We start from the raw sequence: 26,583 nt of genomic DNA, 5'->3' as shown, positions 1-26,583 counted from the left end.
GATCTCGGTGCATGGTCGGTTGGGGATGAAACCGTCTCCCCGGTCCGTCTGCCTCATGCCCGCCCTTCAGCGGGTTTTGACTTACATGGCAGACTTACCCCGCCCGGCTCAGCCGCGGCGGGGTTTTTCGTTTCAATCTCCCCGCGCCGCCGCGAGCATCCGCTTCCGCACCTTGGCCATGCAATCATCATTGCTGGCGCCTGTCGCCATGCCTCTGTCCTCGCTGAAGGATCCGCCTATCCTTCGGATGTCTATAGATCAGTGGTGGTCGGGCTCATTACTCTGTACTTCTTCCGCCTCCCCCTCATCTGCAAGCCGGTCCTCGAGAACGCTCGCGTTCTGCTCAAATTCGTCAGCCATGCTGCGAAGTTTTGAAGCAACGTGATTTCGTTGGTCGGATAGGATATCTGCCAACTCCCGGCAGAGCTCGGCCTTTGCTCGAAAATAAGTCGCGAGGATCTTCATATCGCTTAAATGCCGACACTGGCGGCAAATGCGAGTCACAAGATTGCGTAGCACCGTCTAGGTCCAGCAGTCGGGCCGAAATAATGCAGCCCCTGCCGTGCGCTGGCGGATCCCTCGGCGCTTGGTCAGCGCACCTGGATCTCGCGCTCGCCGACGATGATCTTCGCCGCCTCTGTCGGATGCCGCTCGACGATCCGCTTGATTCCGTAGGGCCGCAGCTTGTCCCAAGCCGCGTCGCTGCCCAACATCAAGGTGGACACGCTAACCCCGAACCGGGCTGCCGCCGGATGACAGGACGCGCCCTCCGAAACAGCAGAGACGACACGCTGGCGGAGATCGACGGACAAGGGTGAAGGCATCGGCATCCCCCTTCACCCCTCGACATCCCGACTCTCCAACCGTCCCAAACCGCTCGGGCATGGCTCTAGGGGTCAAGAGTTTGCATGTCGGTTGTTCGGCTGTGCGCCATCAGCAGACATTCGCCCTCGTGCGGCAGGTCCGCTGTTGCTTCGTAAGCAGACTTATCTGCGGAAGTGTGGCTTCCAAACGTTTAAACTCGCGGCTGAGCGATAGGCCGGCGACAGCCCCCCTAGCGCCTCAGCACTCTGAGCGTTCGCAGCCGATATGGAACTCTCAACGGCGCGCGGCAGAGGCCACAAGGCGCCGCAAGCATGTTCCTGGTCTTAAACTCCCTCAGCCCGTCAGGGCCTGCAGGCTGGTGTTGATCTCGCTGACACCCTGGGCGGCCGTCTGCATGCTGGACGAAATCTCCTGAGTGACGGCGCTTTGCTCCTCGACCGCCGAGGCCACACCGGTCACCGTCTCCCGTACCGACTCAAGCGCTTGTACAATCGAGAGCAGAGCAGCAACTACCTCTTCCGCGATCCCCTGCATCCCATGGATGTCTTGGGCAATCCGACTCGTCGCCTGCGTCACCTGATTCGACAGGTTCTTCACCTCGCCGGCAACCACAGCAAAGCCGCGCCCGGCTTCGCCAGCCCGCGCCGCCTCGATCGTTGCATTGAGGGCCAGCAAATTGATCTGCTGCCCAACACCCTGGATGAGTTGCACGACGCCGTTCATCGAGGCTGCGGCGTCCTTCAGCTTCGCTGTGGAGCGGTCCGCGACGATGGTCTGATCGTGGATGGCGTCCACCTCGCCGCGCGAGCGAGCCAGGCTCTGGGCGATCTCGCCAATCGAAGCACTCAGTTCCTCCGCTGCCGAGGCGACAGTCTGTACGTTCATCAGCGTCTGGCCTGAGGCACCAGTCGCCGCGTGCTGAGCCGCCGTCTTGGCGGTGATGTCAGTCGCGTACTTCACGACCTTGAACGGCTGACCATCCGCATCGAAGATCGGGTTGTAGCTGGCCTGGATCCAGACGGCTCGTCCGCCCTTGCCAAGGCGCTTGAACACGCCGGCCTGGTACTCACCGCGCCGGAGCGCCTCCCATAGCTGCAGGTACTCCGCTGACTGGGCGTGAGACGGCTCGACGAAGGTCCGATGGTGCTGACCACGGACCTCGTCTAGGCGGTAGCCGACGACGCCGAGGAAGTTTTCATTGGCGTCGAGGATCGTGCCGTCCATGTCGAAGTGGATGACGCCCTGGGACCGGTTAATGGCCGCAATCTGTCCTGCCACGTCTGCGCGGCGCAGCCTGTCCTGCGTGACATCGGTCGCGAACTTCACGACTTTGTAGGGCTTGCCCTGGCTATCGCAGATTGGATTGTAGATCGCCTGCAGCCAGATCTCCCGTCCGCCCTTGCCGAAGCGCTTGTACTCGGCGCGCTGGAACTCACCGCGCGCCAGCGCTGCCCAGAAGTCGCGATAGGCTTGGCTGCCACACTCAGCGGGGTCGACAAACAGGCTGTGGTGCCGGCCTTGGACCTCCCCTAGGCTGTAGCCCACGGTGTTGAGGAAGTTGGCGTTGGCCGTGAGGATGGTGCCGTCGAGAGCGAACTCGATCGAGGCCCGCGAGCAGCTGATGGCCTGAAGAACGGCTGCCTGATCGGCACTGCGCTGTTGCTGTGCGGTGACATCCACCGAGAGCTGGATGATCTTCGTCGCCCGGCCGGCACGGTCGAGGACCGGGCAGTAGCTGACCTGCAGCCAGACCTCGCTGCCGTGTTTGGTGAGGTGCCGTGAGCATGATGTCCGAGCTTCACCCTGAACGACGGCCGCCCAAAGTTTCTGCTGGTCCCCGCTTCTTGCCTCGTGCGGATCTAAAACGGCTTCGAGCGAGCGGCCACGCAGCTCGTCGAGTGAATAGCCGAGTAGATTGAGATAGCGCGGGTTGGCGCCTGATACTGTGCCGGCCGGCGTCAACTCCACCATGCCCTGCGCACAGCCTACCGCGTGCAGCACGGCATGATCGCCGCGAGAGAACAGCGACATGCATCCATCCTAGAAGCGGCGTTTTCGATTGAGCCACGCCCCTGTGAGGGACCGGAGCGCCGCTCTGCCGCCAGGCGGTCTGCTGTTGCCTAAGATGGGCAATCAGGCCCTAAAAGGTAGTTAACTGCCAAATTGATCTTTGATCTAATCAAGTTTTCGCACAAGTTGTACACCTGGGGCGGCTGCGCCGTGGCCGATAAAGAGAACTCCTTCGCCTTCCAAGACCTCCTTAACTTTAGTTGTCGTGGAGCGGCTGCTCGGCCGGCTTTGATCATCAGCCTCTACTCGCTTGATCGTGTTTGCTGAGAGACCGGTTTTCAGGCTGAGCTCGTCGATGGACCAACCGAGCATCGCCCTGGCGGCACGAACCTGCACGCCGGTGATCACAGAAGATACTGCGGAACTGCGTTCGAGCTGCCGGGAATCAGGCGGTATCCGACCCTGTCCAGATGCAAGACTTGTCAGCCAGATTTCATCTGTAACAATTTGAGCCAGTCGCGCTAGCAGCCACCGATCCTCATCGCTGAAGGTGCGTGGCTGTCTGCCGATAATGCACAGTGAGCCGATCCTGATTTCCGGTGCGACGACGAGAGGCGCGCCAGCATAGAAACGGATGAACGGCTCCCCGGTCACCAGCGGGTTCAAGGCGAAGTCAGCATGCGCGCGGGCATCGGAAACCACGAACACGCTGTTGTGCAGGATTGTGTAGTTACAGAACGCCTGCTCCCGCGGTGTGCCAGGGACGTTCAGGCCGCATTTGGCCTTGAACCATTGCCGGTCTTCATCAAGGAGCGAGATGAGTGCGATCGGGACATCGAAGAGCGACTGAGCGAGCTGAGTGATGCGGTCGAAGGCCGGAGCGGGCGGTGTGTCGAGCAACTGGAGACGATGGAGCGCTGCAAGGCGCCGGCTCTCGTTCTGCCTCGGCGGCATCGGTGATGTGAATGCGGTCTTGATCATAACATGCACAGCCGGTCCGCTTTGACGGGCGGCTCTGTGTTAAGGCCGCTGCTCAAAACGGAGAATGGGTACGATCAGACGCGGGAACGATGTCCCTCCGCTGACAACGAGCGGGTCCTTGTAGATGGAGAAGCTTGGCTAAGTGACGCCTAGGGCCGCATGGCAGTGATGCGGAGCAGTCGGCGTCACAGCAGATTGTGCGAAAAACATCCAGAGGCAGCTCGACGCGTGTCACTTATTGGCGCGAAGGCTCGTGAGTTTGCCACCGCACAAATTTTAGTACCTGTTCCGCAGCCTGCAGCGGCCATGGCCCTTCGCGGCGTCATCATCGTTGATATAATACATAGATCAAGACTGAACAGCCTTGCTTGGCTCACTGCGTCATCATGCACTATAGAGAAGCAAGTTTTAACCAATAAAACAGACTCTCTTTTAAGGCTGCGGCTATCACGATCTCCAGCGGAGGTCGAGATGCAGTCAATACTAACCTGTGTTACGCAGGCGCATGACCCTCGGCTGATGCTTGTGGCAGGTTTTATCTGCGTCGCGGGCATCTACGCCTCCTTCGCCGTCGCCAACCAAGCAGGTCGGTCGGAGGGTGCGGCACGCCGCAACTGGGCCGGCATCAGCATCGTCGCCGCCGGCTGCACTGCTTGGGCGACCCACATGATCGCGCTACTCGCGTTCGATCCAGGCATGGCGGCAGGCTTCGAGCCGATCATGACCACCTTGTCCCTGCTGGCCGGAATCGGTGGAATCGGCCTCGGCATGGCGCTCGTCGTCGGCCGGCGGCATCGTCTCAGGCGGCTCGCAGCCGGGCTGATTCTCGGCCTCGGTATCACGGCCCTGCACTATCTCGGCCAAGCCTCCTACCAAGTGACGGGGCAGGTTGCATGGGACATGTCCCTCGTTGCCGGATCCTGCCTGATGAGTCTCGCACTGTTCGGCCTCGCGCTGGTGCTGGCAGGTGAACGCAACCGCGGCCTGCGCCGATTGGGCGCTCCGCTGCTGATCGCTGCCATCGTCGTCCTGCACATCGGCGGCATGTCCGCGGTAACCCTGATCTTCGATCCGGAGGTTGCGCTTCCGGTGACCGCCGTCGCGCCCGCCACGATCGCGCCGGTCCTCGCGGCCATCTCTCTCGCGTTGGTGATCTTGGCTTTCGTCGGTCTGCGCTTGACCCTGCATGCGCGGGCGCAAGCGCGGCAGGATCAGCAGCGCCTGCGCAACCTCGCCAACATAGCTCTGGAAGGCCTTGCGGTCTGCAACGGCGAGGTCATCGCGACCGCCAACCACAGCCTCGAACGGCTGTCCGGCCTGACGCAGGCCGAGCTGACCGGCCGCCACCTGTCGGCGCTGCTGCCGGGCCTCGTGTTGGCCGATCTTCCGGAGCAGGAAGAGCGTGACACTGAACTAGCCGCCGCCGACGGCCAATCCCTGCCTGTGCGCGTGCTGCGCAAGGACGTGCTGCTCGGCCGTAAGTGCCAGACCGTGGTTGCGATCCGCGATCAACGCGAGCGGCTACACACCGAGGCGCGCATGCGCACACTGGCCTTCACGGATGCTCTCACGGGGCTCCCGAACCGAGCCCGCCTCGGCGACGTGCTGGCGCAACGCGCGGCCGTCCTCCGAGAGAGTGGGCGAGGCTTTGCCGTCCTCATGCTCGATCTGGACCGGTTCAAGTTCGTCAACGACGTCCTCGGCCACGCCATGGGCGATGCCCTGCTCCGCAAGGTCGCGGAACGGCTGCGGTCGGTCATCTCCGAAGTCGACATGGTCGGGCGCCTAGGCGGCGACGAGTTCGCTGTCCTTGCGCTCAGCGTGCAGGAGCGCGGCGGACCGCAGTGCTTGGCCGCGCGCATCGTCGAGGTGATGGACCGTCCCTTCCTGTTGGACGGGCAACTGGTCAATGTCGGCGCCAGCGTCGGCGTCGCCCTGGCGCCGCAGGATGGGTCCGATCCGGAACAACTCCTGCGCAATGCTGACCTCGCGCTCTACCAGGCCAAGGCGGAGGGCAAGGCACGGTTCAGGATCTTCGAGCCCGCCTTGGCCGAGCGGGTCGAGGCGCGCCGGACCCTAGAGACCGACATGCGCCGTGCCTTGAAGGCTGGCGAGTTCGAGCTGCATTATCAGCCGCTAGTCGATGCGCATTCCGGGCGAGTGACGGCAGCGGAGGCCCTGGTCCGCTGGCGCCATCCCCGCCGCGGGCTTGTCTCTCCGGCCGACTTCATCCCGCTCGCCGAGGAGACGGGCCTCATCATGCCACTCGGCGCCTGGGTACTGCGAACCGCGTGCAGCGATGCGACGCGATGGCCGAATGCGATCAAGGTCGCGGTCAACCTATCCCCTGTCCAGTTCCGCGATGACAGGCTGCCGGAGGCTATCGAGGACATCCTTCGAGAAACGGGTCTGCCCGCCCGTCGGCTGGAACTCGAGATCACGGAGGGCGTCATGTTCGACGACGAGGAGCGAACGCTGATGATGTTGTCCCGCCTCAAGGCTGCCGGCGTCGGCCTTGCCATGGACGATTTCGGCACCGGCTACTCCTCGCTAAGCTACCTGCGCCGGTTCCCCTTCGACAAGATCAAGGTCGACCGCTCGTTTGTCCGCCAACTACCCGCCGACGCTGAGAGCGCTGCCATCGTTCGGGCCATCATCACCATGGGCTCGTGCCTTGGCATGACGACCACAGTCGAAGGCGTCGAGACGGCCGAGCAGTACGCGTTCGTGGCGTCGGAACAGTGCAGTCAGGTGCAGGGCTACCACGTCAGCCGCCCGCTGCCGTCAGCGGACTTCGTCGCATTCCTAGTTGGCCAAAAAGCAGCGGCTTAGGTCGGTTTGGAGTGTCGTGATGTCACCACGAGTCGAGCCCGCACGTCCGACGGCGTCCAGCTCGCAAACAGTGCAACAGACGAAATGGTCGCGGCCGGCTGCGTCCGCTGCCTCCTCAGGCGACATCCCAACTGGCAGAGCAGAAGGTCCGGAAGGGGTCAGGAGTAGGGGTGGGGCATAGCTAACGTCTCATGAGAGGTCCGCACGTCCCAACACACGTGCTGAGTGCCAGCGAACGGCCTCACCCCTGCGGTGGACCTACGGTGTCAGCCGCAAATGCACGCCGTGATCCGAGCGGCTTGGGTCGCCCCGTGGTGCTGTCGCGGGCCGTCTGACGCTCCATCTCGGCGTTCAGCTCCGCTCCGAGAAGCGCGATCACGACCGAGAGCCAGATCCAGGTCATGAAGCCGACACCGGCGCCGAGCGAGCCATACACACGATTGTAGCTGTCGAAGCTCGCCACGTACCATGAGAACAGGACGGAGGCGCAGACCCAGGAGAGTGCGGCGATGACGCTGCCCCAACTGATCCAGCGCCATTTTGCCTCGCGCCGGCTAGGGCCGTAGCGGTAGGTCAGGGACAAGCTGAGGCTGACAAGGATGAGCAGGGCCGGCCAGCGCACGACGCGCAGCGCGGTATCGGCGAGTCCTCCCAAGCCGATGCGGTTCAGCACGACCGGCAGAACCACCACCATGCTGGTCGCGGCGAGTACGAACATAACACCGCTCAAGGTGAACAGACAGGTCGTCGCGTAGAAGCGAGCCAGCGAGCGCTTCTCGCGCTCGCGGTAAATCACGTTGAGCGCGTCGAACAGCGCGCTAACGCCTGAGTTTGCACTCCAGAAGGCGGTGATCAGGCTGAGGAGAGAGGCAGTGCTGAGCGCGCCGGTACTCTGCCGGGCGATGCGCACGAGTTGTTCGGACAACAGGTCGAGCACGCCGTTCGGCAACACGCCGGTGAGCAGACTCAGGTGTTGCGCGATGGCTGCCGGATCCGAGAACAGGCCGTAGAGCGAGACGATCGTGGCCAGTGCCGGAAAGATCACGAGCAGGGCGAAGAACGCGACGCTGCCGGCCGTGGCCAAGACCCGGTCACGCGGCAGGGAAAGAATGACGCGCCAGACGATGTCACGCCAGCCGAGAGCCGGGATCTCACTCGGCTGCTCCGCCATGCGGCCACGGCCGGGCTCCTGCGATCGCATGCGTGCGATGCCGATGCTTCTCTCGTCAGGCAGTCGCGTGCTGACGGAGCGCCAATCCTCGCCGTCCGCCTCGTCCTGGTGCATGAGGCGCCTCTTCGAGCCTGCAACTCCTCAAGTTCATCCTGAGCCAAGATAGAGGCAAGCGCCTGCCGCATCGGCCTCGGTGTAGCCTATCAAATTGCCGGCGCGTCAGTCTGATTTGCGCCATGAGCCGACCTTGGGCCGACAGGGGCTGAGTCGCCGCTTTCAACCCCATCCGGACCTTCGAAGGCAACCCTTCGAAGGTCCGGATAGGATCGAGAGCTCGCGCACCGTTTCAATGGCAACGCTCCAGGAGCCGACCCTGTAACCTCGATCTACAAACAGCTGTCTATCAGTCGACGACAGCCATTCTGAGTTGCGCGCCGTCTCACGTCATCGCAGGTTGATCCCTGAGCCTGCCGTTCGGCTGTTCATCATGGCGGATCATACTGATGGAGCCGTCGTCTCCCAGTGAGGCAAGCCGCACGTTGGCTGGATTGTTGATGCCTTGCTGCCGGAGCGGGCTCACCAACTCGCCATGCGTGATCGGTCCACGCAGGGCGAACTCCAGCGGGGAGCGCTTTGGTATGAACAGCGGGCGCGAATCGGGCATTAAGACGTCCGCGATGCTCAACCGCCTCTGGTCGCCGGATCCTACCATCGCGCAGCCATGCGCATCCGGGTAAGCTCCAATCCGATGAAGAACGCACCACGAGGCGTCAGCGTGCGATGCCAAGCTCCGTCCGTCACGGCTGCCCGTGGGCTCGCCTTGGCAGCTTCACTGGCATTCACGAGCGCGGCCGCGGCACAGGACGATCCGATCACCCTCGCGGACGATCCCTTCGAGGTCACCGACCCGCGCGCCACGCCTCCCGCGAGACAGCCTACTCCATCGTGGGATCCTACGAACGTGCCGCGACAGGCCGCGTGCGGAGCACCTGGGGCGCCGAAACCGAACTGAGCTACGGCTTGGCACCTAACCTCGACGTCCGCATTGGGCAGACGGGTGCGTATGGCAACCTCGACGTCCGGCGCCGCCTTGAAACAGTGTCGAGCGACGTGGGTGGAGACAGCTCGGAGCAGGAGCGCGCAACTCTCGGTGGAACGGCCAGGCTGGGTGCGCTCTACCAGCTTACGGATGAGACCACCTCCATGCCGATCGTCGGCCTGCTCGGCCGCGTGCGCTCCCTCTACGGACCGGGTGGTACGGCGTACGAGACCGAAGCCACAGCCCTCTTCGGCAAGACGCTTATCGGCGGTGCGCGTCCGCTCGGCGTAAATCTGAACGTCGGTACTGTCTACCGCTTTGATCCGGCACCCGGTGAGCGAGCGACACGGTATCTCGTCAATGCCTCAGCCGGACAAGCTCTCACCCGCGACACGGCTTTGGTTATTACCTACGCGCGCGAGCAGCAGGAGAAGGGTCAGCCCGACTACAGCTTGGTGCAGGTGGGTGTGCGACACCGCCTGAGAGATCAACGTGCGATCCTCGGAGCTGGTGTCGGCTTCGAGCTCAACCGGAACACACCGCAGTTCCAATCTGGACCTTGCAATGCAGCTCGGCTTGCAGTCCGGCCGAGCTCATCGGCTTCCATAAGGCCACTCACCGGATGGTGTTTGGTCCGAAACAGCTTGGCTGCAGGTTTAGCTGGGCTGATCTTTACTGCCCCCGAAGATCAGTCCGGCAAGGCAGGCAGCAGCATCTTCAGCTTGCCTCGCCGGCTCTGTCAGCCGGCGCCGTAGCCGCCCTTGGCATTGTCGGACGAGCGATCCGGGGATTGTTCATCGTACCCGCCGGTCTGCGGGCCGGACTTCTCACCCTCTACCGTCGCCGGTCCAGTCGGCCCGAGGTCCACTTCCTCATCTGGTTTGCTGTCCTCACCTAGCGGACGGCCGGGCGGCACCGAACCGGTCGCATCTGTATGCACCTTCGAACCCGACACGGCGATCCTCCTTGGCTTCAATCAAGGAAAGGCCGCGATCTGCTGCGGAGTTCCGGTCCACAGATGGGCGTCGAAATTACTATAGAGGCCCGCAAACTCGTCCACCGCCAGCCGCCGTCTGGGTCACGTAGGCGGAACACAGCGTCGACAAACCCCAGAACCGCAACTGCCGCTCGGCATAGGCTCAGTCATCGGCATGGATCGCATTCAGCCAACCTATCTCGCGGCGACGCGGATCGGGCCTTTCGGCAACCGCCCCAGCAAACGGCCTGGTTCCTGCATTGTGGAACGACAGCACTCACCAGCTGAGGGGACGTTTGCAAACACGTGACTGGCAAGAGCGTGTTCGAGTTCGCCGAAAGCCTCCACGGCCGCGAGCTTGAGCAGAGGACCCGCACAACTATGCGTAGTCGGCCTATGGTATGGTTAGAGAACTCGACTGGATGGGCGATATGCGAAAGAATGAGGTCGAATTCAAGAAGATACCTTCTGGTACGGAAGGCATTGATCTTCGACAAATCATGCTCGCTGTTCAAAGCGGTAAAACGACGATCATCGTGACGACGGCTGCCTTGTTCCTAATGGCGCTGCTGTTCTGTCTTGTAGCGCAGTCCTACTACACCGGATCCGTCGATCTCGTCGTCGATCAACGCCGACTGCAGGTATTCGGACTCAATCAGAACAAGCAGGACAATTCCGTTCTGAGCGATGCTGTAATCGACAACAATACGGTCGACAGCCTCGTCTCGACCATTTCGTCAGATACGGTGCTCGCACGGGTTGCCAAGAAGCTTGACCTCGCTTCAGACCCTGAATTCAACGGTTCCAACAAGAGCCTCCCCCTCGTCGCTCTGGCGAAGGTCAAGTCTCTCTTCTCAACCGGAACGCCTCGATCGGACGAACAGAAGCTTCGCTCGATCACGACGCTGATGCAGACCCGCCTCAAGGTGCTCCGGGTCGGCACTTCCTACGTCATCAAGATCAGCTACGACTCAACGACACCCACGAAGGCAGCCACGATCGCCAACGCGATCGCCGATGCCTTCCTCGAAGACCAGTTCCTGTCGAGCACGGAAACCTTGCAGCGGGCGAGCGTGTGGCTGGAGGACCGATTGAAGGAGCTTCAGGCGAAGTCCGCGGTCGCCGACCTCGCCATCCTCAAGTTCCGGCAGGACAACCAAGTCGAGCTGTCGACGCGTCCGCGTGAATTGCAGGTCCAGCTCAAGAACCTCGACAGCACGGCTCAAGCCTATCGCACCTTGTACGACACGCTGCTGCAGCGATACAATTTCGCGATCGAGCAGCAATCGCTGCCGTCCGCGACCGCCCGCATCGTGACGCGGGCCGTCCCCCCGGTCGAGAAAAGCTTCCCGAAGACGCTGATCTTCCTTGGAATCGCGATCTTTCTCGGCTTCTGCCTGGGCGCCTTCATCTGCATCGTCCGCTCGATCTTCGACTCCTCGGTGAAGACCCGCGCGGCCCTGAGCGAGGTGACGGGCGTCGATTGCGTCGCCGTAATCCCGCGGACCGACAAGATGCCCGGTGCGCCGCGGCGCTTGATCGGCGCGAGGCACAGGCGCGTCGCCCCGATCGATGTCGCTTCGGTGATCTATCCCGAAGCGCTGGAACGGGTGAAGCTGCTGGCGAGTGTGCGCATCCTCGGGGGTGCGAAGGTCATCACCTTCGCGTCGTGCTCGCCCGGCGAGGGCAAGACGTCTTGCTCCCTGGCCTTCGCCCGTCTGGTCGCGCGGCGCGGTCACAAGGTGCTATTCATCGACGGCGATCTCCAGAACCCGAACGCGACGCGGACGATCCTCGGCGCAGGGCAGGGGGCCCAGGATGGTGGGCGAGACACGTCGTCCAGCCCGCGAAACGTCGATCTCGCCGGTGACGTCTTCGCATTCCTGACCCTGAGCAAGCCGTCGGGCAACGACGGCGCCAACAGTCAGCCGATGCTGGCGGATCTGGCAAGCCTGATCGCCGAGGCGCGCAAGTTCTACGACTACATCGTCGTCGATCTCGCACCGCTCAGCCTGTCGACCGACGTCACCGCTCTCGAATCGTCGATTGACGGCGTTTTCCTCGTCGCCGAATGGGGCAAGACCAGCACCGAGACCCTGGAACTTTGCCTCGCGATGTCGAGGTCGATCGACAAGAAGCTGTACGGCGCGATCCTGAACAAGGCCGACGTGACTTGGCTCGCGCGAGCGGAGCGCGATCCAACGGTGCTGATGCACTATACCTACGGCCGCGGCTTGGCTCCCCAACCGGAGGAACGGCGGCGACTGCTGCCGGCCGAATTCGTGGGCTAGTGCATCGTTCTGAATATCGGATCTAGGACGATGCTCTAGCCTCTTGTTCTTGCATCGTCTTCTTACGAAATCCGGCAACCACCTTTCGGGACGATGCTCTAGGACGCACTCCGACGACGCGAAGACCGGCTTGCACGAAATGCGTCGGCACAGGGACGGACTGGCGTGCCCCGATCCGATGGGGTCGGCTCCGGAAGGTCGTCGAGCGACGCATTTCCGATCCAGATGCCATTCAGATGAACGGGGACCGACGATGGCGGGACGATACCTTGGGCTTTTCTGTGCGACGCTCAGAGCCTGCTTGGTCCTGTGCGCGGGCCCGACGTCGGCACGCGCGGACGATTACCGGCTGAAGCTCGGCGACACGCTGACGTTCTCGGTCCCAAGCCTCAACATCGAGCGCAAGACCACGATCGGCCCGGACGGCAAGATGGCGATCCCGCTCATGGGCAGCATCGACGCCCGGAACAAGACGCTTGAGGAGCTGCAGGCCATCGTCAAGCAAACCCTGCCAACGAAGGTCTATTCGCAAAGGCTTTCGGACGGCCGCGAGGTCGGCACCGTCATCGCGGCCGATGAAATCTCGCTGTTCGTCTCCGAGTTCCGCCCGGTCTACGCGTCGGGTGACGTCCTGTCTCCGGGCGAACGGGCGTTCCGGCCGGGCATGATCGTCGAGCAGCTTCTCTCGATGGTCGGAGGCCTGAGTCTCACGCAGATGCGGCTGGAGAACCCCTATCTCGGCTACGCGGATCTGCGAGCCGACTACGACGCCGTCTGGAACGACGTGGTCCGGCTGCGCGCCCGGATCGACTGGCTGCGCCGGACCCTCGATCTGCCCGTCGCGGCGCCAGACACCACAGCGCTGAAGTCGCCGCTCCCTCCCGCGCTCGTCAAGACGATCAAGGATCTGCAGGACAGCGAGCTAAACGCGCGCGCACAGCGCTACGCCAAGGAGCGCGACGATCTTGAGCGGATGATCACCAGCTCGCGCAATCGGATCACCGTCGTCGAGAAGCAGCGTGAGAAGGAGGAGGAGGGCGCGCGCTTCGACGCCAGCGAGGAGCAGCGCATCAACGAACTGGTTCGCCAGGGTGCGGCGGCGGCGAACCGGGCAACGGAGATCCGGCGCCTCAGCCTCCTCTCGGCCACGCGCTCGCTGCAGGTCCAGGTTCAGGCCGAGGCCGAGCGCAAGAGCTACGCCGAATTCATCCGCCAAGCTGGCGTGCTCGAGCGGGACTATCGCAGCGCGCTGAACACAGAGCTTCAGAGTGTCTCGACGGACTATACCAAGGCGCAGTCCCGGCGCGAGAGCGTGTGGGAGAAGATGTTGTACACCGGCGCCACCAAGCTGTCCCTCGCCAACGGAGAGGCGCAGCAGGTCAAGCTCGTCATCAACCGCGACACCGGCTCGGGTTGGCAGCCGATCGATGCGGAGCCCTCGACCGAGCTGCAGCCGGGCGACGTTGTCCACGTCCAGATCAAACTCGGCCAGCCCTACGGTTCGCAATAGGAGCGCGGGCGCCCTCGGACGCATTGGACGGAGCGCCTCAAAAGAAAGCGCAGCAGAACAAGGATCGTGAGATGCGTCCCGAGCCGACGTGGTCGATCGCAGCTCCGGCGACGGGTCTCCTCGGCTCCCGGACCCGCGGTGGTCTTGCTCTCCGAGCACCGGGGCTTGTCGCGGACGGTAGCGCGGCGCCATCTCGGCGTCGCGGTTAAACGGCGTCGATCACATCCCAGTACTGCCGCATCGCACCGGCGACGTCGTAGCGCTCGACGCGCGCGCGGGCTGCCTGCGCATAGCGCTCGCGAAGGGCCGAATCCGCCAGGGATCGCAGCGCCTGGGCGAGCGCGTCGACATCGTCGACCGGAACGAGGATGCCGTGCGCGGCATGGTCCAGGCCGGTGACGGCGCTCCGGGGCTTCTCCGCGAGGATCTCCGAGGGTCCCGAGGGGCAGTTCGAGGAGATCACCGGCAGGCCCACGGCCATCGCCTCCACCAGGCTGTTCGGAAAGCCCTCGCTGCGGGACGCGCTGACGTAGGCGAGCGCCCCGCGCATGATCGCGAATGGGTTGTCCCGGAAACCGGCGAGGATTACCCGGCCTCCGAGCCGACGCTCGGCGATCTGCCGACGCAGCGTGTCCTCCAGCGGCCCCTGGCCGAGGATGACGAGGCTGGGTTCGATCGTGGTCCGCGCATAGGCCTCGATGAGGGTGGCGAAGTTCTTGTTGGCGGTCAGCCGACCGATGGCGACGATGTAGGGCGTCGTCACCGGAGGCGCGACCGGACGTTCGGCCATGGCGCGGATGGCGGCCACGTCGACCGGATTGGCGATCACGGAGATCCGGCCGGCGGCGACGCCGAAATTTTCGACGAGGTCCTCGGCGACACCGGCCGACGGCGCGATGACGGCCTGCGCGCGCGGATAGCTCATCCGCAGGCTGAGCTTCGACAGGGCCGCCTTGGCGCCCGTCCCGAAATGCGCCGAGGAATTGACGCGCTCGCTGATGACCGCCTTGTGCCCGAACCACCGCACCGTCATGACGTTGCAGAGGTTCGCGCGCGTGAGGAAGCTCACCGTCGCGTGCGGCCGCACCGTCCGCAGGGTGCGTGCGAGGCCGGCGACACTCCGGGCGAACTCGCCCCGGCTGTCGAGCTGGATCGTCGGAATCCAGTCCGGCGGTGCGTAGGCGGCGGGCTCGTCGTCGAGCAGCACGAGCCGGATGTCGGCGCGCTCGCGCTGGGGGGCCGATGCGGCGAGAAGCGTCGCCATGACCCGCTCCGCGCCGCCACCGGCCATCGAGTTGATCACGAACAGGACGCGCCGCCTTTCGGTCGGCACCGGCGGCCTGCCGGGGTTCCGCGGCCGGTCGAGCAGACGATCCTCGGTTGAATCGCTCATTCGGCTGCCTTCGGCTGGGGTATCCGCGATGCGACCGCTCTCGGGAGCAGGGGGGCAACGTCAGCGAGGATGCGCATCAGGTGCCGCCGCCCGCCGAGCAGCATCAGTACGGCGTAGATCGCCGCCCCGGCCGCGACCACGATCGCCGTACGGGGGAAGACGTCAAGATGGGCCAGGGCGTGCCGCTTGAGGGCATAGACCGAGATCCCCATGAGGCCGGCCGCGATGAGCGGTGCGGCGAGATCGGCGCACACCTTCCGCGGCGAGAGGCCGAGGAAGCGGTTGAGCAGGTGGAGGTTCTGTGCCGCGAGCAGGTACTGGGTCACAGCAAGCCCGATCGCGGCCCCGAGGAGGCCGTAGGCCGAGCCGAGGACGAGGACGAATCCGAGATTGCTCGCCAGGGCCACGCCGCTCGCCTGCAGCATCGCCTTCGGATGGCCGGCCGCCAGATAGGCGGCGAGCGTGAAGTAGACGATGGTCGAGGGCATCGCCCCCAGCGCCAGGGCCGAGAAGACGGGCCCGCTCTCGGCGTATTTCGCGCCGAAGACCAGGAACACGATCTCCGGGGCGATCGCCGCCGCCCCGATCTGGAGCGGGAACATCAGGATCGCCGCGGTGCGCGTGACCCGCAAATAGGCGTGGCCAATCGCCCGTGCCTCGCCGACCCGCGAGAAGGCGGCGAAGGCGGCATCCTGGAAGGGCTGGATCGCGAGGCGGTTGATTGCATCGATCCCGCGGGCGCCGACCCGGTAGTAGCCGACGCCGACCGGGCCGAAGAGGGCGCCGACGACGAGATCGGGCACGCGGCTGCCGAGGAGGTCGAGCGTGCGGGAGATCGTCACGCGCAGGGTAAAGGGGGCGAGTTCGCGCATCACGGCCCGGTCGAGGACGAGGCTGGGCGTCCAGCGCGCGGACCACCACGTCACCCCGTTCATCACCGCTTGGTAGACGAGCCGCTGCAGCACGAGCGACCACACGCCCCAGCCGTTCAGCGCGAGCAGGATCGCGCCGGCGCCCGAGAGCAGGCTAGCGACCGTTCCGCGCGCGGCGATGTCGCGATACTTGAACTCGCGCCGCAGCTTGGCCGAGTGGACGGCTCGGCTCGCCTCCAGTACGAAGATGGCCGAAAGCGCGGCCACCGGTGCACCACTGCCGGCCTGATAGAAGTGCTCGAAGGCGAAGCTGCCGAGCGTCGCCATGGCGAGCGCCAGCGCGACGCCGAGGGCCAGGTTGATCGTGAAGCAGACCGAGGCGACGTGTTCGTCGAAGGTCTCGCGCCGGACGATCACCTCCCCGTAGCCGCTGTTGACCACGACGCGCCCGACCTCGATCACGACGATTGCGAGCGCGACGACGCCGACCTCCGACACCGCCAGGATGCGCGCGAGCACGACGAAGATGACGAACTGGATGACGTAGTCCGACCCGGTTCCCAGCAGCATCCAGCCCGAGCTGCGGACGAACTTCGACTTGATCGACATTCCGGTTCCCGCCCGTTCGTCAGATCGCGCCGAAGACCTCGAGGTTCGGCGGCGCGGTGATGTCGCTGGTCTCGCGGCCGGTCTTGGAGAATTGCGAGGCGCGATTCTTCAGCTGTTCGATGGCGGAGACGCCGAGGCGCGTGCGCGACACCGCCCGGTCCCTCCCGCTCATATGCTCCAGCCGCAGATCGTTCGAATGCTCGATCGCGCGCCCCCAGAACGGCTCGGGCAGGGTGAGGCAGGTCAGGCCGTTGTCGCGCGCCTTGAGCATGAACTCGATGTCGTCGCCGCCCCAGGCCGACATCGTCTCGTCGTAGCCGCCCAAGCGCAGGAAGTTGGCGCGCGACACGGCGACCCGACCGCAGATGCCGGATGTAGGCGTCGCCCGGCCGATGAAGCGATTCAGCCAGCGCTGCTGCACGAAGCCCGGGAGCGAGAGAATGCGGGGGGAGGCGATGAAGTCCGGCATCGCGGCAAAGGTCTCTCGCAGCCAGAGCGACTTGTCCTTCGCGATCAGGTTGTCGGCATCGACCGAGCAGAGGATGTCGCCCGAGGCCGCGAGATGGGCCATGTTCTTCGCGTGCGCCATCCGGAAGGTGGGCGCCGGAGCGAAGCGCGCGTAGCGGATGCGGCCGGTCTGGATCAGGTCGCCGTAGGTCCCGTAGAGCCACTCGCGCAGGCCGTCGGCACTGTCGTAGTCGAGGATGACGAACTCCACGTCCGGATTGCCGCTCTCGGCCTCGAGGTTGCGCGGCAGCGTCTCGGCGACGAAGGACAGCCTGCCCTTGCAGGTCGTGCAGTAGGACACTTTCATCGCCGCTCGGTCCCTCGCGCTCACGCCGGATCATGGCTTGGCTGCCCGCCGCGACGCCAACCTTAAGATCCGCCGCGACGGCGAAGTCCGCTCAAGCACGCCTCGTGCCGAAAGCAGACCGGCAGCCGGTTCGGCCCGTTCGTCTTCGTTTCGTATTCGCCTCGCGTTGCCGACGTGCCGTGCGAGGAGGCCGTGCGAGGAGGCCGGGGCGGCGGCAAGACATGAAGCAAAACATGCCGCATTCTTGAGCATGGCTCTGGGGCGATCCATCACCGGCCACGACGACGATGCTCTAGGTCTCTGATGTTGCATCGTCTTTTTTCCGAAAGCCGGAAACCACCTTTCGGGACGATGCTCTAATTCCAGGACGACGCGAGAGGCGTTCGTCCGTCAGCTGGGCGGAACCGGACGACTGTCATCATTCATGTGCCGCTTCATCTTGCGCCGCTTGGCTCCCATTTCCGGCACTCACCCCGACCCCTGTCGAGAGAGCCAGACCGGTCGTCCCGGTGAGGATCTCTGTTTTCACGATGCAGGCTTCGATTCGAGCACTTTGCTGCAGCGGCGGCTGAATTGGCACAAAAATCGCCCTCCGTAGAGGTTACTGCCCCCGAGCAGTCACCGATCTGCGCGGTGCGACGATCATCAGGCCAATGATGCAGGATCATCATGTCTCTTGTCGGTCAAGCCACCCGAAAGCTCCACGCGAACGTCAGGGATCTTGAAGAGTTTGGATTTTCGATCCTTGCCCGTCGCTTGCAGGACAAGTTACTCGGAAGAAGGCGCTCAAAGCCGCATTTGGAGAGATTTCGACCCGAATCGGGCAGATCAACCTGCGTCCGGGCAATTCCGACATGGCCGTCCTGAGGCAGATTTTCGTGCATCGGGAGTATGATCTCGACAGCCGTCCCCAAGGGAGGACCGTAAGGGACGCCTACGCCGCCATTCTCCGGCGAAACAAGACGCCTCTCATCATCGACGCGGGCGCCAATGTCGGCTTCGCCGCCCGTTTCTTCTCGCGGGCCTATCCGCTCGCGCGCATCATCTGCGTCGAACCCGATCCCGGGAACGTCGCTCTCTGCAAGGCGAACACGAAAGCGCTCGGACAGGTCGAGGTCATCGAGGCGGCCATCGGCTCGACGCCCGGCTTCGCCTCGATCGAGACGAGCCAGAGCCAGTCCTGGGCGACTCGCACGCAGCGCTCGGAGAGCGGGTTGCCCATCGTGACGATCAACGATCTCGCCTCACGATCGGACGAGACCGAGTTGCTTATCGTCAAGATCGACATCGAAGGATTCGAGAAGGAACTATTTTCCCGGAACACGGAGTGGATCGACCAAGCGCACGCGGTAATCGTCGAACCGCACGACTGGCTCCTTCCGGAGGATGCGTCGAGCCGGACAATGCAGACCATGATGATGAACAAGGATCGAGACCTGCTCATCATTGGCGAGAATCTGGTCTGGATCAAATGACCGGCCGGCGGACGGTCGACCTCCCTCCCGCGAGATGGCGGCCGGCTCGCGGGACGGCGACGGTATGAGCGCGCGGCGACCGGCCCCCGGGCCGGTCCGGATGCCGCTTCATCGCTCCGTTTCTGAATCATCTCCTCACACGAAGACGATGTCGTTGTGCTGACCGCCCGTGAGGAGGTCGAGGTTCGTCACGCCCGTGATCTGGATCGTCTCGGCGGCACCACCATGGGTAGCATCGGGGGTGATGATGTAGTGGTCCGGATGGGCGGGATCGGTGCTCCGGGTGATCGTCGCGTTGCCGTAGCCGACGAACATGACGACATCGCCCCTGGTGAGGCCGGCCCCGGTGAAGTCGGTGACGACATCGCCGTCGGCCTGCCCCAGCCTGAAGACGAAGGTATCATTGTTGCCGAGGCCGGTGAGCACGTCGTGTCCGGCGCCGCCGTCGAGGACGTTGAGGCCGGCATTGCCGACGAGGGTGTTGTCGAGGCCGTTGCCGGTGGCGTTGAGGGAACTCGTCGTGGCGAGCGTCAGGTTCTCGACATTGTCGGACAGGGTGTAGCTGACGCGCGAGAGGATGGTGTCGATGCCGCCCCCCGATTCCTCGACGACGCGGTCGGCGGCATTGTCGACGAGGTAGGTGTCGTCGCCGCGGTTGCCGACGAGGATGTCGGCGCCTGATCCGCCGTCGAGAGTGTCGTTGCCGGCGCCGCCGGTGAGGGTGTTGGCGACGGTGTTGCCGGTCCCGGTGAAGCTGTCGGAGCCGGTATAGGTGAGGTTTTCGAGGTTCTTGGCGAGCGTGTAGCTCGACAGGCCGGTGAGCACGGTGTCGGTGCCGGCGGACGTGCCCTCGACGACGCTGTCGCCGACATCGTCGACCAGGTAGGTGTCGTCGCCCATCCCTCCGGTCAGGGTATCCGATCCGAGGCCGCCGTCGAGGAGATCGTTGCCGCCCTTGCCGTCGAGGAGATCGTTGCCGCTGCCGCCCGTGAGGGTATTGGCGAGCTCGTTGCCGCTGCCGACGAAGGCGCCCGTACCAACGAAGCGCAGTTGCTCGACATGGGCCGCGAGCGTGTAGCTCGACAGGCCCGTGACGACGACGTCGGTGCCTTCGCCGGTATTCTCGACCACGATATCGCGCGCGTCGTCGACGAGGAACGTGTCGTCGCCGAGCCCGCCGATCATCCTGTCGGCGCCGGCTCCGCCGTCGAGGGTATCGTTGCCGGATTTCGCGTCGAGCGTATCAGCGCCCGCACCACCGGTCATCGCGTTGTCGAGTGCGTTGCCGACGCCCGAGAAGGACCCAAGGCCGACGAAAACGAGGGTGTCGACATTGTCGGCGAGCCAATAGCCGGCGAGCGTGGTACGAACCGTGTCGATGCCGCCATTGACCAGCTCGACCACGACGTCGCCGGGATCATCGACGATGTAGGTGTCGTTTCCGGCCGCACCTGTGAGGGTGTCGGCGCCCGCGCCGCCGTCGAGCACGTCCTGGCCCGATCCGCCGGTGATCGCGTTGGCCAGCGCGTTGCCCGTCCCGGAAAAGCTCACGGGGCCACCGGCGAAGCTGAGGTTCTCGACGTTGTCAGGCAGAACGTAGCGGTTCAGCGTCGTTCGGATCAGGTCGGTTCCCTCACCGGCCGCCTCGATGACTCGATCGTCCGTCGATTCGATGCGGTAGCTGTCGTCCCCGGTCCCGCCGTAGAGCGTGTCGTTGCCGTTGCCCGCGAAGAAGCTGTCGTTGCCGGCTCCGCCGTAGAGCGTGTCGTCGCCATCGCCGCTGTTCAGGAGATTATCGAGGTCGTTGCCGTAGCCGACGAAGCTGCCGGCTCCCGTGTACTGCATCCGCTCGACATTGGCCGACAGGCGATAGGTCGTTGCGGTGACGCGAACGTAGTCGTATCCGGCGCCGGTATCCTCGACGATGACGTCGTCGGGTGAGTCGACGTAGTAATTGTCGTCGCCGAGGCCTCCGATTAGCGTGTCAGCGCCGGTCTCGCCGTCGAGCCAGTCCGTCCCGCTGCCGCCGACCAGCACGTTGTCGAGATCGTTACCGAAGCCTGTGAAGCTGGTGCCGCCGATATACGCGAACTTCGAGATCAGGTTCTCGATATGGGCCGAGAGGGTATATCGGCTGCGCGAGACGGAGACGGTGTCGATCCCCTCGTCCGCCCGCTCGATGATCTTGTCCGAGGCGTTGTCGACGTCGTAGCTGTCGTTGCCCGCGCCGCCGATCATCACGTCTTCGCCGGTGCCGCCGATCAGGACGTCGTTTCCGGCGCCGCCCCGCATCACGTTGTTCAAGGTGTTGCCGAGGCCGGTGAAATCACCCGTTCCGGTGAAGGTCAGATCCTCGATGAAGGCATCGAGCGTGTAGGCGTTCAGCGTCGTCCGGAGGATGTCGTTGCCCTGTCCCGCGAGTTCGACGATCGTCACCCCCGCATTGGCGACGATGAAGATGTCGTCGCCAATGCCGCCGATCAGCGTGTCGGCGCCGCCGTTTCCATCGAGGATATCGGCTCCATTGCCTCCGGCGAGCACGTTCACGCCGCCGTCTCCGACCAGCACGTCGGCAAGGTTCGAGCCCGTCAGGTTCTCGATGCCCGACAGGGTGTCGCCCGCCGCGTCGCCGCCGGCACCGGTGCCGGCGGCGACGCTGACGGTGACGCCGGCTGTGCTGTTGGCGTAGGTCGCCGTGTCGGTCCCCTCGCTGCCGATCAGCGTATCGGCACCCGCGCGCCCGTTGAGCGTATCGTCGCCGATTCCGCCGTCGAGGCGGTCGCTGCCCGCGCCGCCGTCCAGGGTGTCGTTTCCGGCGAGCCCGTTGAGCGTGTCGTTTCCGGTTCCCCCCACGATCGCATTGTCGAGCGCGTTCCCCGTCCCCGCGAAGCTGCCCGCGCCGCCGGTGAAGGTGAGGTTCTCCACATGGGCGGTCAGGACGTATCCGGCGAGCGCGGTCTGGACGAGATCGGTGCCCTCGCCAGCATTCTCGACGACGACGTCGCCGGCATTCTCGACGACATAGGTGTCATTGCCCGTGCCGCCCGACAGCGTGTCGTCGCCGCCTTGACCGATGAGCGTGTCGTTGCCGCCGAGGCCCGAGAGCAGGTCGTTGCCGTTTCCGCCGCGCAGCGCGTTCGCGCCGTCGTCGCCGGATAGCGTGTCGGCAAACCCCGAGCCGGTTAGATTCTCGATGCCGGACAGGATGTCGCCCGCCGCGTCCCCACCTGAGCCGGAGCCGGATTGCAGGCTCACCGTCACGGCCGACGCGCTGGCGACGTAGGCGGCGGTATCCGAGCCGGCGCCTCCGATCAGCGTATCGGCGCCGCCGCCGCCGGTGAGCGTGTCGTTGCCGGCGCCGCCGGTGAGGATGTTGGCGAGGGCATTGCCGGTGCCGGAGAAGGCGACCGTGCCCGTATAAGTGAGGTTCTCGATGTTGGCGCCGAGGGCATAGCTGGCGAGCCCGGCGAGGACGAGATCGATCCCTTCCCCCGCCGCCTCGACGAGCGTCGCGCCCACCTTCGTGATCTCGTAGACGTCGTCTCCCAGTCCGCCGACGAGGCGGTCCGTGCCGCCGCCGCCCATCAGATAATCGTTGCCGGCGCCACCGGTCAGGGTGTCGTTGCCGGCGCCGCCGGTGATGACGTTGTCGCGCTCGTTGCCGGTCCCGGCGAAGTTTCCGGTCCCGACGAAGGTAAGGTTCTCGACGTTCGCCGCAAGCGTGGCGCTGCCCAGGGTTGTCCGGACGAGATCGGTGCCCTCGCCGTCGTTCTCGACGACGACGTCGCCGGCATCGTCGACGTCGTAGGTGTCGTCTCCGGCACCACCGATGAGGCGGTCGGCGCCCGCGCCGCCGGTCAGGACGTCGTTGCCGCGGCCGCCGTCGAGCGTGTCGTTGCCGGCGCCGCCGACGAACAGGTTGTCGCCGTCGTTGCCGGTGCCAGCGAAGGCCGCGGTGCCCGTGTAGACCAGAGCCTCAACATTCGCCGCGAGCGCGTAAGCCGCGATCGCGACCCTCACGGTGTCGGTGCCGCCACCGGCATACTCGATGACGACGTCCTGGGCCGAATCGACGATGAAGGTGTCGTTGCCGGCGCCACCGACCATCGTGTCGTCGCCTGCGCCGCCGTCGAGCGTGTCGTCGCCGGCCTGTCCATCGAGCGTGTCGCTGCCGACGCCGGCCACAATGGTGTTGTCGAGGCCGTTTCCGGTTCCGGTGAAGGAGGCGCTGCCCAGCCCAACGAGGCGCTCGATCTCCGCGCCGAGGACGTAGGAGGCGCCCGTCGTCACGACGGTGTCGATGCCCTGGCCGGCCGCCTCGACGATCGTGTCGGGTCCGTCGCCGTCACGCACGAGGTAGATGTCATTGCCCGCGCCGCCGACGAGCACATCCGCGCCGGCGGCGCCGTCGAGGGTGTCGTCGCCCGCCCCACCGGTGATGGTGTTGTCTAGGGCGTTGCCCGTGCCGCGGAAGGCTCCGGTCCCGACGAAGACGAGGCGCTCGACCTCGTCGCTCAGCGTGTAGGTCCCGAGCGTGGTCCATACGAGGTCGGTGCCCTCGAAGGCCCGCTCGACGATCACGTCGCCGGCATCGTCCACGATAAACTTGTCGTCGCCGGCGCCCCCGATCAGGGTATCGGCACCCTCGCCCCCGTCGAGCACGTCGTTTCCATCGAGACCCAACAGGGTGTCGGCTCCCGCACCGCCGGTCACACAGTTGTCGAGGGCGTTACCCGTGCCGGAAAAGCCCGACGAGCCCGTCGCGACGAGGTTCTCCAGATTGTCGCCGAGGGTATAACCGGAGAGCGCAGTGCGGATCGTGTCGTTGCCCTCCGATACGGCTTCGACCACCACGTCTCCCGCCGAGTCCACGACGTAGGTATCGTCGCCCGTACCGCCGGTCAGAACGTCGTCGCCGCTGCCGCCGTCGAGGACGTCGTTCCCGGCCAATCCCATGAGCGCGTCGTTGCCGGCCCCGGCGGTCATGGCATTGTCGAGGGCGTTGCCACGGCCTACGACGTTTCCATCCCGCGTGAAGGCGAGCCCCTCGACGTCGAGGCCGAGGTCGTAGGACGACAGGCTGGTGCGGACGATGTCCCATCCCCCGCCGGGGCTCTCGGCGACGACGTCCGACGCGTCGTCGACTACGTAGATGTCGTCGCCGAGGCCGCCGACGAGAAGGTCGCCGCCGCCGGCCCCGTCGAGCGTGTCGTTTCCATCACCGCCCGTCAGGACATTGTCGAGTGCGTTGCCGGTCCCGGCGAAGGCACCCGTTCCCGTGAAGGTCAGACGTTCGAGATTTGCTCCCAGTGTGTAGGAGACGAGCGCTGTCCGGACGAGGTCGCTCCCCTCGCCGGGCGCCTCCACGACCGTGTCGGCGGCGGAGCCGACCTCGTAGGTGTCGTCGCCAAGCCCGCCGATCAGCTGGTTGCCGCCGGCCCCGCCGACGAGCGTGTCGTTGCCGCCGAGCCCGAGCAGCGTGTCGTTGCCGCCGCCACCGACGAGACGGTTGTCGAGATGGTTGCCGGTGCCACCGAAATCGCCGCTGCCGATGAAGGTGAGATTTTCGAGGTTCGCGCCGAGAGTGAAGGCGGCGGCGCTCGCCAGCACCAGGTCGAAGCCGCCGCCAGCATCCTCGACGATGGCGTCCGATGCCGTATCGACCCGGTAGGTGTCGTTCCCGCTGCCGCCGACAAGCAGATCGGCCCCCGCGGCGCCGTCGAGCGTGTCGTTGCCGTCGAGGCCGACGAGCGTGTCGCGACCCGCGCCGCCGATGATGAAGTTGTCGAGCGCGTTGCCGGTGCCGGTGAAGTCCCCGTTGCCCGTGTAGAGGATGGCCTCGACCTGATCGGGCAGCGTGTCGCTGCTCAGGCCGGTGCGGATGGTGTCGGTGCCGCCGCCCGGGCGCTCGATCACGACGTCGCCGACATCGTCGACCACGTAGACGTCGTCGCCGAGGCCGCCGGTCATCCGGTCCGCGCCGCCGCCGCCGTCTAGGGTGTCGTTGCCGGCGTCGCCGGACAGCGTGTCGTTGCCCGAGCCCGAGGAGATCCTGTTGTCGAGCTCGTTGCCGTAGCCGGCGAAACTGCCGGTGGTGGTCGCCGTGAGGTTCTCGGTGTTAGCCCGCAGTCGGTAGCTGTCGAGCGAGGTGACGACAAGATCCGTGCCTTCGCCCACCAGCTCGGCCATCAGGTCGTTGACCGAGTCGATGATGTAGGTGTCGTCGCCGCTCCCCCCGTAGAGGAGGTCCTCACCACTCCCGCCGTCGAGGAGGTCGTTACCGTCTCCGCCGATCAGCTGGTCGCCGCTGTCGGCGCCGAAAAGTCGGTCGTTTCCGCCCGCACTGTGTATGATGTCCCGCAAGGCGCCGCCGACGATCGTCTCGTCGCCCGCACTACCCGGGCGATAGGTCGTCAGTCCCGATCCCGGCTGAATCGCGACCGTCGATCCGCCGGCCGCGACGACCGGCACCGCGCCGACCGTGTAGACGTCCTGCAGCGTCAGCGTCTGGTTCCCATAGCGCAGGTCGAAGATCGGCGTCGTCGGATCGGACTCGATGAAGAAGCCGTCGCGGACCCAGTCGGATGCCCCGCGGCTCATCCAGATCGAGGCCGGCAATCCGGACCCACCGTGCAGGTTGGTCTCGCCGGCGATCACGTTCTCGATCGAGACGGCGTAATCCCACAGCCTGAAGCTGTGACCGTTGTCGAGCGAGATGACGTCGCGGATCGTCGTCGACTGGGACTTCAGATCGAACCCACCATCGGTGTTGCCGGTGGCGACCACCTGCTCAAAGGCGATGTCGTAATTGCCGAGCTCGGTCACGAACCCGTCACCGTTCCAGTAGCCGATGCTGGCCGTGTCCCTGGAATTGAACATCTCGACCCGCTGGATCAGCGCGTCGTGGGCGGTCCCATCGAAGGCGAGGCCGATGGCGAACATGTCGCCGTCCTGGGCGTCGCTGTTCCCGATCACGTCGCGGATCAGAATGTCGGACGAGTCGTACTGGACGCGGATCGCGCCCTTCGAGTAGCCGCGGATCGAGACGTCGTGGATTGTCAGGCCGGTGATTGTCGCGTCCGACCGCCCGGAGCTGGCGAAGTTCTCGAAGAAGCGCTGGACGTTGGTCGCCTCCATGTTGCCGACGGTCAGATCCGAGATCGGGGCGCCGACGCGGATGGCGCCAGCACCGATATTCTCGAAACTCATGTATTGTAGGCTGAGGTGATCGGCGCCTTCCAACAGGCGGAATACCTCGAGACCCTTGTTGCCGTTCACGTCGTAGGGTGCCGTGCGCGTGCCGACGATCTGGGCGTTCATGGGATTGCCGGCGCCGTCGACACCCATCACGGTCACGCTCGCGCCCGCGGCGCCGCCCGAGGTGACGTCGACGCTGGAGTTCATCGCGTAGGCGCCCTGGTCGGCGCGCAGGAGCACTGTGCCGCCCGGACCGGCGGCCGTGATCATCGCGTTGAGGTCAGTCAATCGGGCCGCATTGCCCCAATCGGCGCCGCTCCCGTTTCCGGAGCCTGTCGGCGAGAGGTACATCGTCGGCATCGGCGCCTCGCAGATTCTCGTACACGGCGCGCTGCGGACCATTGCGCTTGCAACCCCGTCATTGGTGGTTGCCGAGCTCCTCTTCCATGAGCGGCACTCCCGAGGTTCGCTTCCGCATGCGCGGCGCGATGGGACCCGATCGATGAATTCTGCTTTGATCGCGAAGGTACTTGCACGCGTGCCGAAAACCTCTTTCGGGCATCACAACATAGAAAGATAAAATTTGAT

The 26,583-nt window shown here is 64.9% G+C and carries 15 protein-coding genes and 1 pseudogene; 6 read left to right on the top strand and 10 right to left on the bottom strand.

What is annotated here, in order from left to right; genetic code table 11:
* The coding region (locus HNR01_RS27400; protein ID WP_210313650.1) for a hypothetical protein at window positions 1-375 on the top strand (375 nt) is incomplete at its 5' end.
* 341 nt (window positions 376-716) lie between these two features.
* On the opposite strand, the pseudogene HNR01_RS26355 reads toward HNR01_RS27400, so the two are convergent.
* From HNR01_RS26355 to HNR01_RS26345, 3 genes and pseudogenes are all read right to left on the bottom strand, one after another.
* Window positions 717-824: pseudogene (locus HNR01_RS26355) on the bottom strand (IS630 family transposase); the annotation flags it as partial.
* Window positions 825-1,158: 334 nt separating this feature from the next.
* Complete coding sequence (locus HNR01_RS26350; protein ID WP_183670861.1) at window positions 1,159-2,856, bottom strand: methyl-accepting chemotaxis protein; 1,698 nt, start codon at window positions 2,854-2,856, stop codon at window positions 1,159-1,161.
* Between the two features lie 144 nt (window positions 2,857-3,000).
* Complete coding sequence (locus HNR01_RS26345) at window positions 3,001-3,816, bottom strand: GAF domain-containing protein (RefSeq protein ID WP_246417679.1); 816 nt, start codon at window positions 3,814-3,816, stop codon at window positions 3,001-3,003.
* Between the two features lie 519 nt (window positions 3,817-4,335).
* Here HNR01_RS26345 and HNR01_RS26340 point away from each other — a divergent pair.
* On the top strand, window positions 4,336-6,648 hold the full coding sequence (locus tag HNR01_RS26340) for a putative bifunctional diguanylate cyclase/phosphodiesterase (RefSeq protein WP_183670859.1): 2,313 nt from the start codon (window positions 4,336-4,338) through the stop codon (window positions 6,646-6,648).
* A 241-nt stretch (window positions 6,649-6,889) separates the two neighbouring features.
* On the opposite strand, the gene HNR01_RS26335 is transcribed toward HNR01_RS26340, so the two are convergent.
* Together HNR01_RS26335 and HNR01_RS26330 are read right to left on the bottom strand one after the other, a co-directional pair.
* The gene (locus HNR01_RS26335; protein ID WP_183670857.1) at window positions 6,890-7,933 is read right to left on the bottom strand and encodes a YihY/virulence factor BrkB family protein; all 1,044 of its coding nucleotides are present in this window, start codon (window positions 7,931-7,933) and stop codon (window positions 6,890-6,892) included.
* A 325-nt stretch (window positions 7,934-8,258) separates the two neighbouring features.
* A complete protein-coding gene (locus tag HNR01_RS26330) occupies window positions 8,259-8,483 on the bottom strand; it encodes a DUF421 domain-containing protein (protein WP_246417678.1) in 225 nt (74 codons plus the stop codon).
* 314 nt (window positions 8,484-8,797) lie between these two features.
* Here HNR01_RS26330 and HNR01_RS26325 point away from each other — a divergent pair, with 314 nt between their 5' ends.
* Window positions 8,798-9,613 carry a hypothetical protein gene (locus HNR01_RS26325; protein WP_246417677.1) on the top strand — a complete coding sequence of 272 codons (816 nt, stop codon included), beginning with the start codon at window positions 8,798-8,800 and terminating at the stop codon, window positions 9,611-9,613.
* On the opposite strand, the gene HNR01_RS26320 is transcribed toward HNR01_RS26325, so the two are convergent.
* Window positions 9,598-9,813 (bottom strand): hypothetical protein, encoded by a 216-nt coding sequence (locus tag HNR01_RS26320; protein WP_183670853.1) that lies wholly within the window; start codon window positions 9,811-9,813, stop codon window positions 9,598-9,600. The genes HNR01_RS26325 and HNR01_RS26320 overlap by 16 nt on opposite strands.
* Window positions 9,814-10,256: 443 nt before the next feature.
* Between HNR01_RS26320 and HNR01_RS26315 the strand changes: the two genes are divergently transcribed.
* Together HNR01_RS26315 and HNR01_RS26310 are read left to right on the top strand one after the other, a co-directional pair.
* A complete protein-coding gene (locus tag HNR01_RS26315) occupies window positions 10,257-12,125 on the top strand; it encodes a GumC family protein (protein ID WP_183670851.1) in 1,869 nt (622 codons plus the stop codon).
* A gap of 178 nt (window positions 12,126-12,303) precedes the next feature.
* Window positions 12,304-13,635: a polysaccharide biosynthesis/export family protein gene (locus HNR01_RS26310; protein ID WP_210313646.1), complete on the top strand. Its 1,332-nt coding sequence runs from the start codon at window positions 12,304-12,306 to the stop codon at window positions 13,633-13,635.
* Between the two features lie 205 nt (window positions 13,636-13,840).
* On the opposite strand, the gene HNR01_RS26305 is transcribed toward HNR01_RS26310, so the two are convergent.
* The 3 genes from HNR01_RS26305 to HNR01_RS26295 are packed head-to-tail and all read right to left on the bottom strand — an operon-like array spanning window position 13,841 to window position 17,323.
* The gene (locus HNR01_RS26305) at window positions 13,841-15,028 is read right to left on the bottom strand and encodes a glycosyltransferase (RefSeq protein ID WP_183670847.1); all 1,188 of its coding nucleotides are present in this window, start codon (window positions 15,026-15,028) and stop codon (window positions 13,841-13,843) included.
* Complete coding sequence (locus HNR01_RS26300; protein ID WP_183670845.1) at window positions 15,025-16,509, bottom strand: oligosaccharide flippase family protein; 1,485 nt, start codon at window positions 16,507-16,509, stop codon at window positions 15,025-15,027. The genes HNR01_RS26305 and HNR01_RS26300 overlap by 4 nt, the downstream gene beginning before the upstream one ends.
* A gap of 19 nt (window positions 16,510-16,528) precedes the next feature.
* On the bottom strand, window positions 16,529-17,323 hold the full coding sequence (locus HNR01_RS26295; RefSeq protein ID WP_183670843.1) for a glycosyltransferase family 2 protein: 795 nt from the start codon (window positions 17,321-17,323) through the stop codon (window positions 16,529-16,531).
* Between the two features lie 854 nt (window positions 17,324-18,177).
* Here HNR01_RS26295 and HNR01_RS26290 point away from each other — a divergent pair.
* Window positions 18,178-18,798 carry an FkbM family methyltransferase gene (locus tag HNR01_RS26290; RefSeq protein WP_183670841.1) on the top strand — a complete coding sequence of 207 codons (621 nt, stop codon included), beginning with the start codon at window positions 18,178-18,180 and terminating at the stop codon, window positions 18,796-18,798.
* A gap of 135 nt (window positions 18,799-18,933) precedes the next feature.
* On the opposite strand, the gene HNR01_RS26285 is transcribed toward HNR01_RS26290, so the two are convergent.
* Complete coding sequence (locus HNR01_RS26285) at window positions 18,934-26,355, bottom strand: RTX toxin (protein ID WP_246417676.1); 7,422 nt, start codon at window positions 26,353-26,355, stop codon at window positions 18,934-18,936.
* Window positions 26,356-26,583: the final 228 nt, after the last annotated feature.

This window comes from Methylorubrum rhodesianum (assembly GCF_014199985.1).
GTDB lineage: Bacteria > Pseudomonadota > Alphaproteobacteria > Rhizobiales > Beijerinckiaceae > Methylobacterium > Methylobacterium rhodesianum.
Note: the sequence above shows the minus strand (reverse complement) of the source record. Positions and strands in the feature narration are given on the sequence as shown.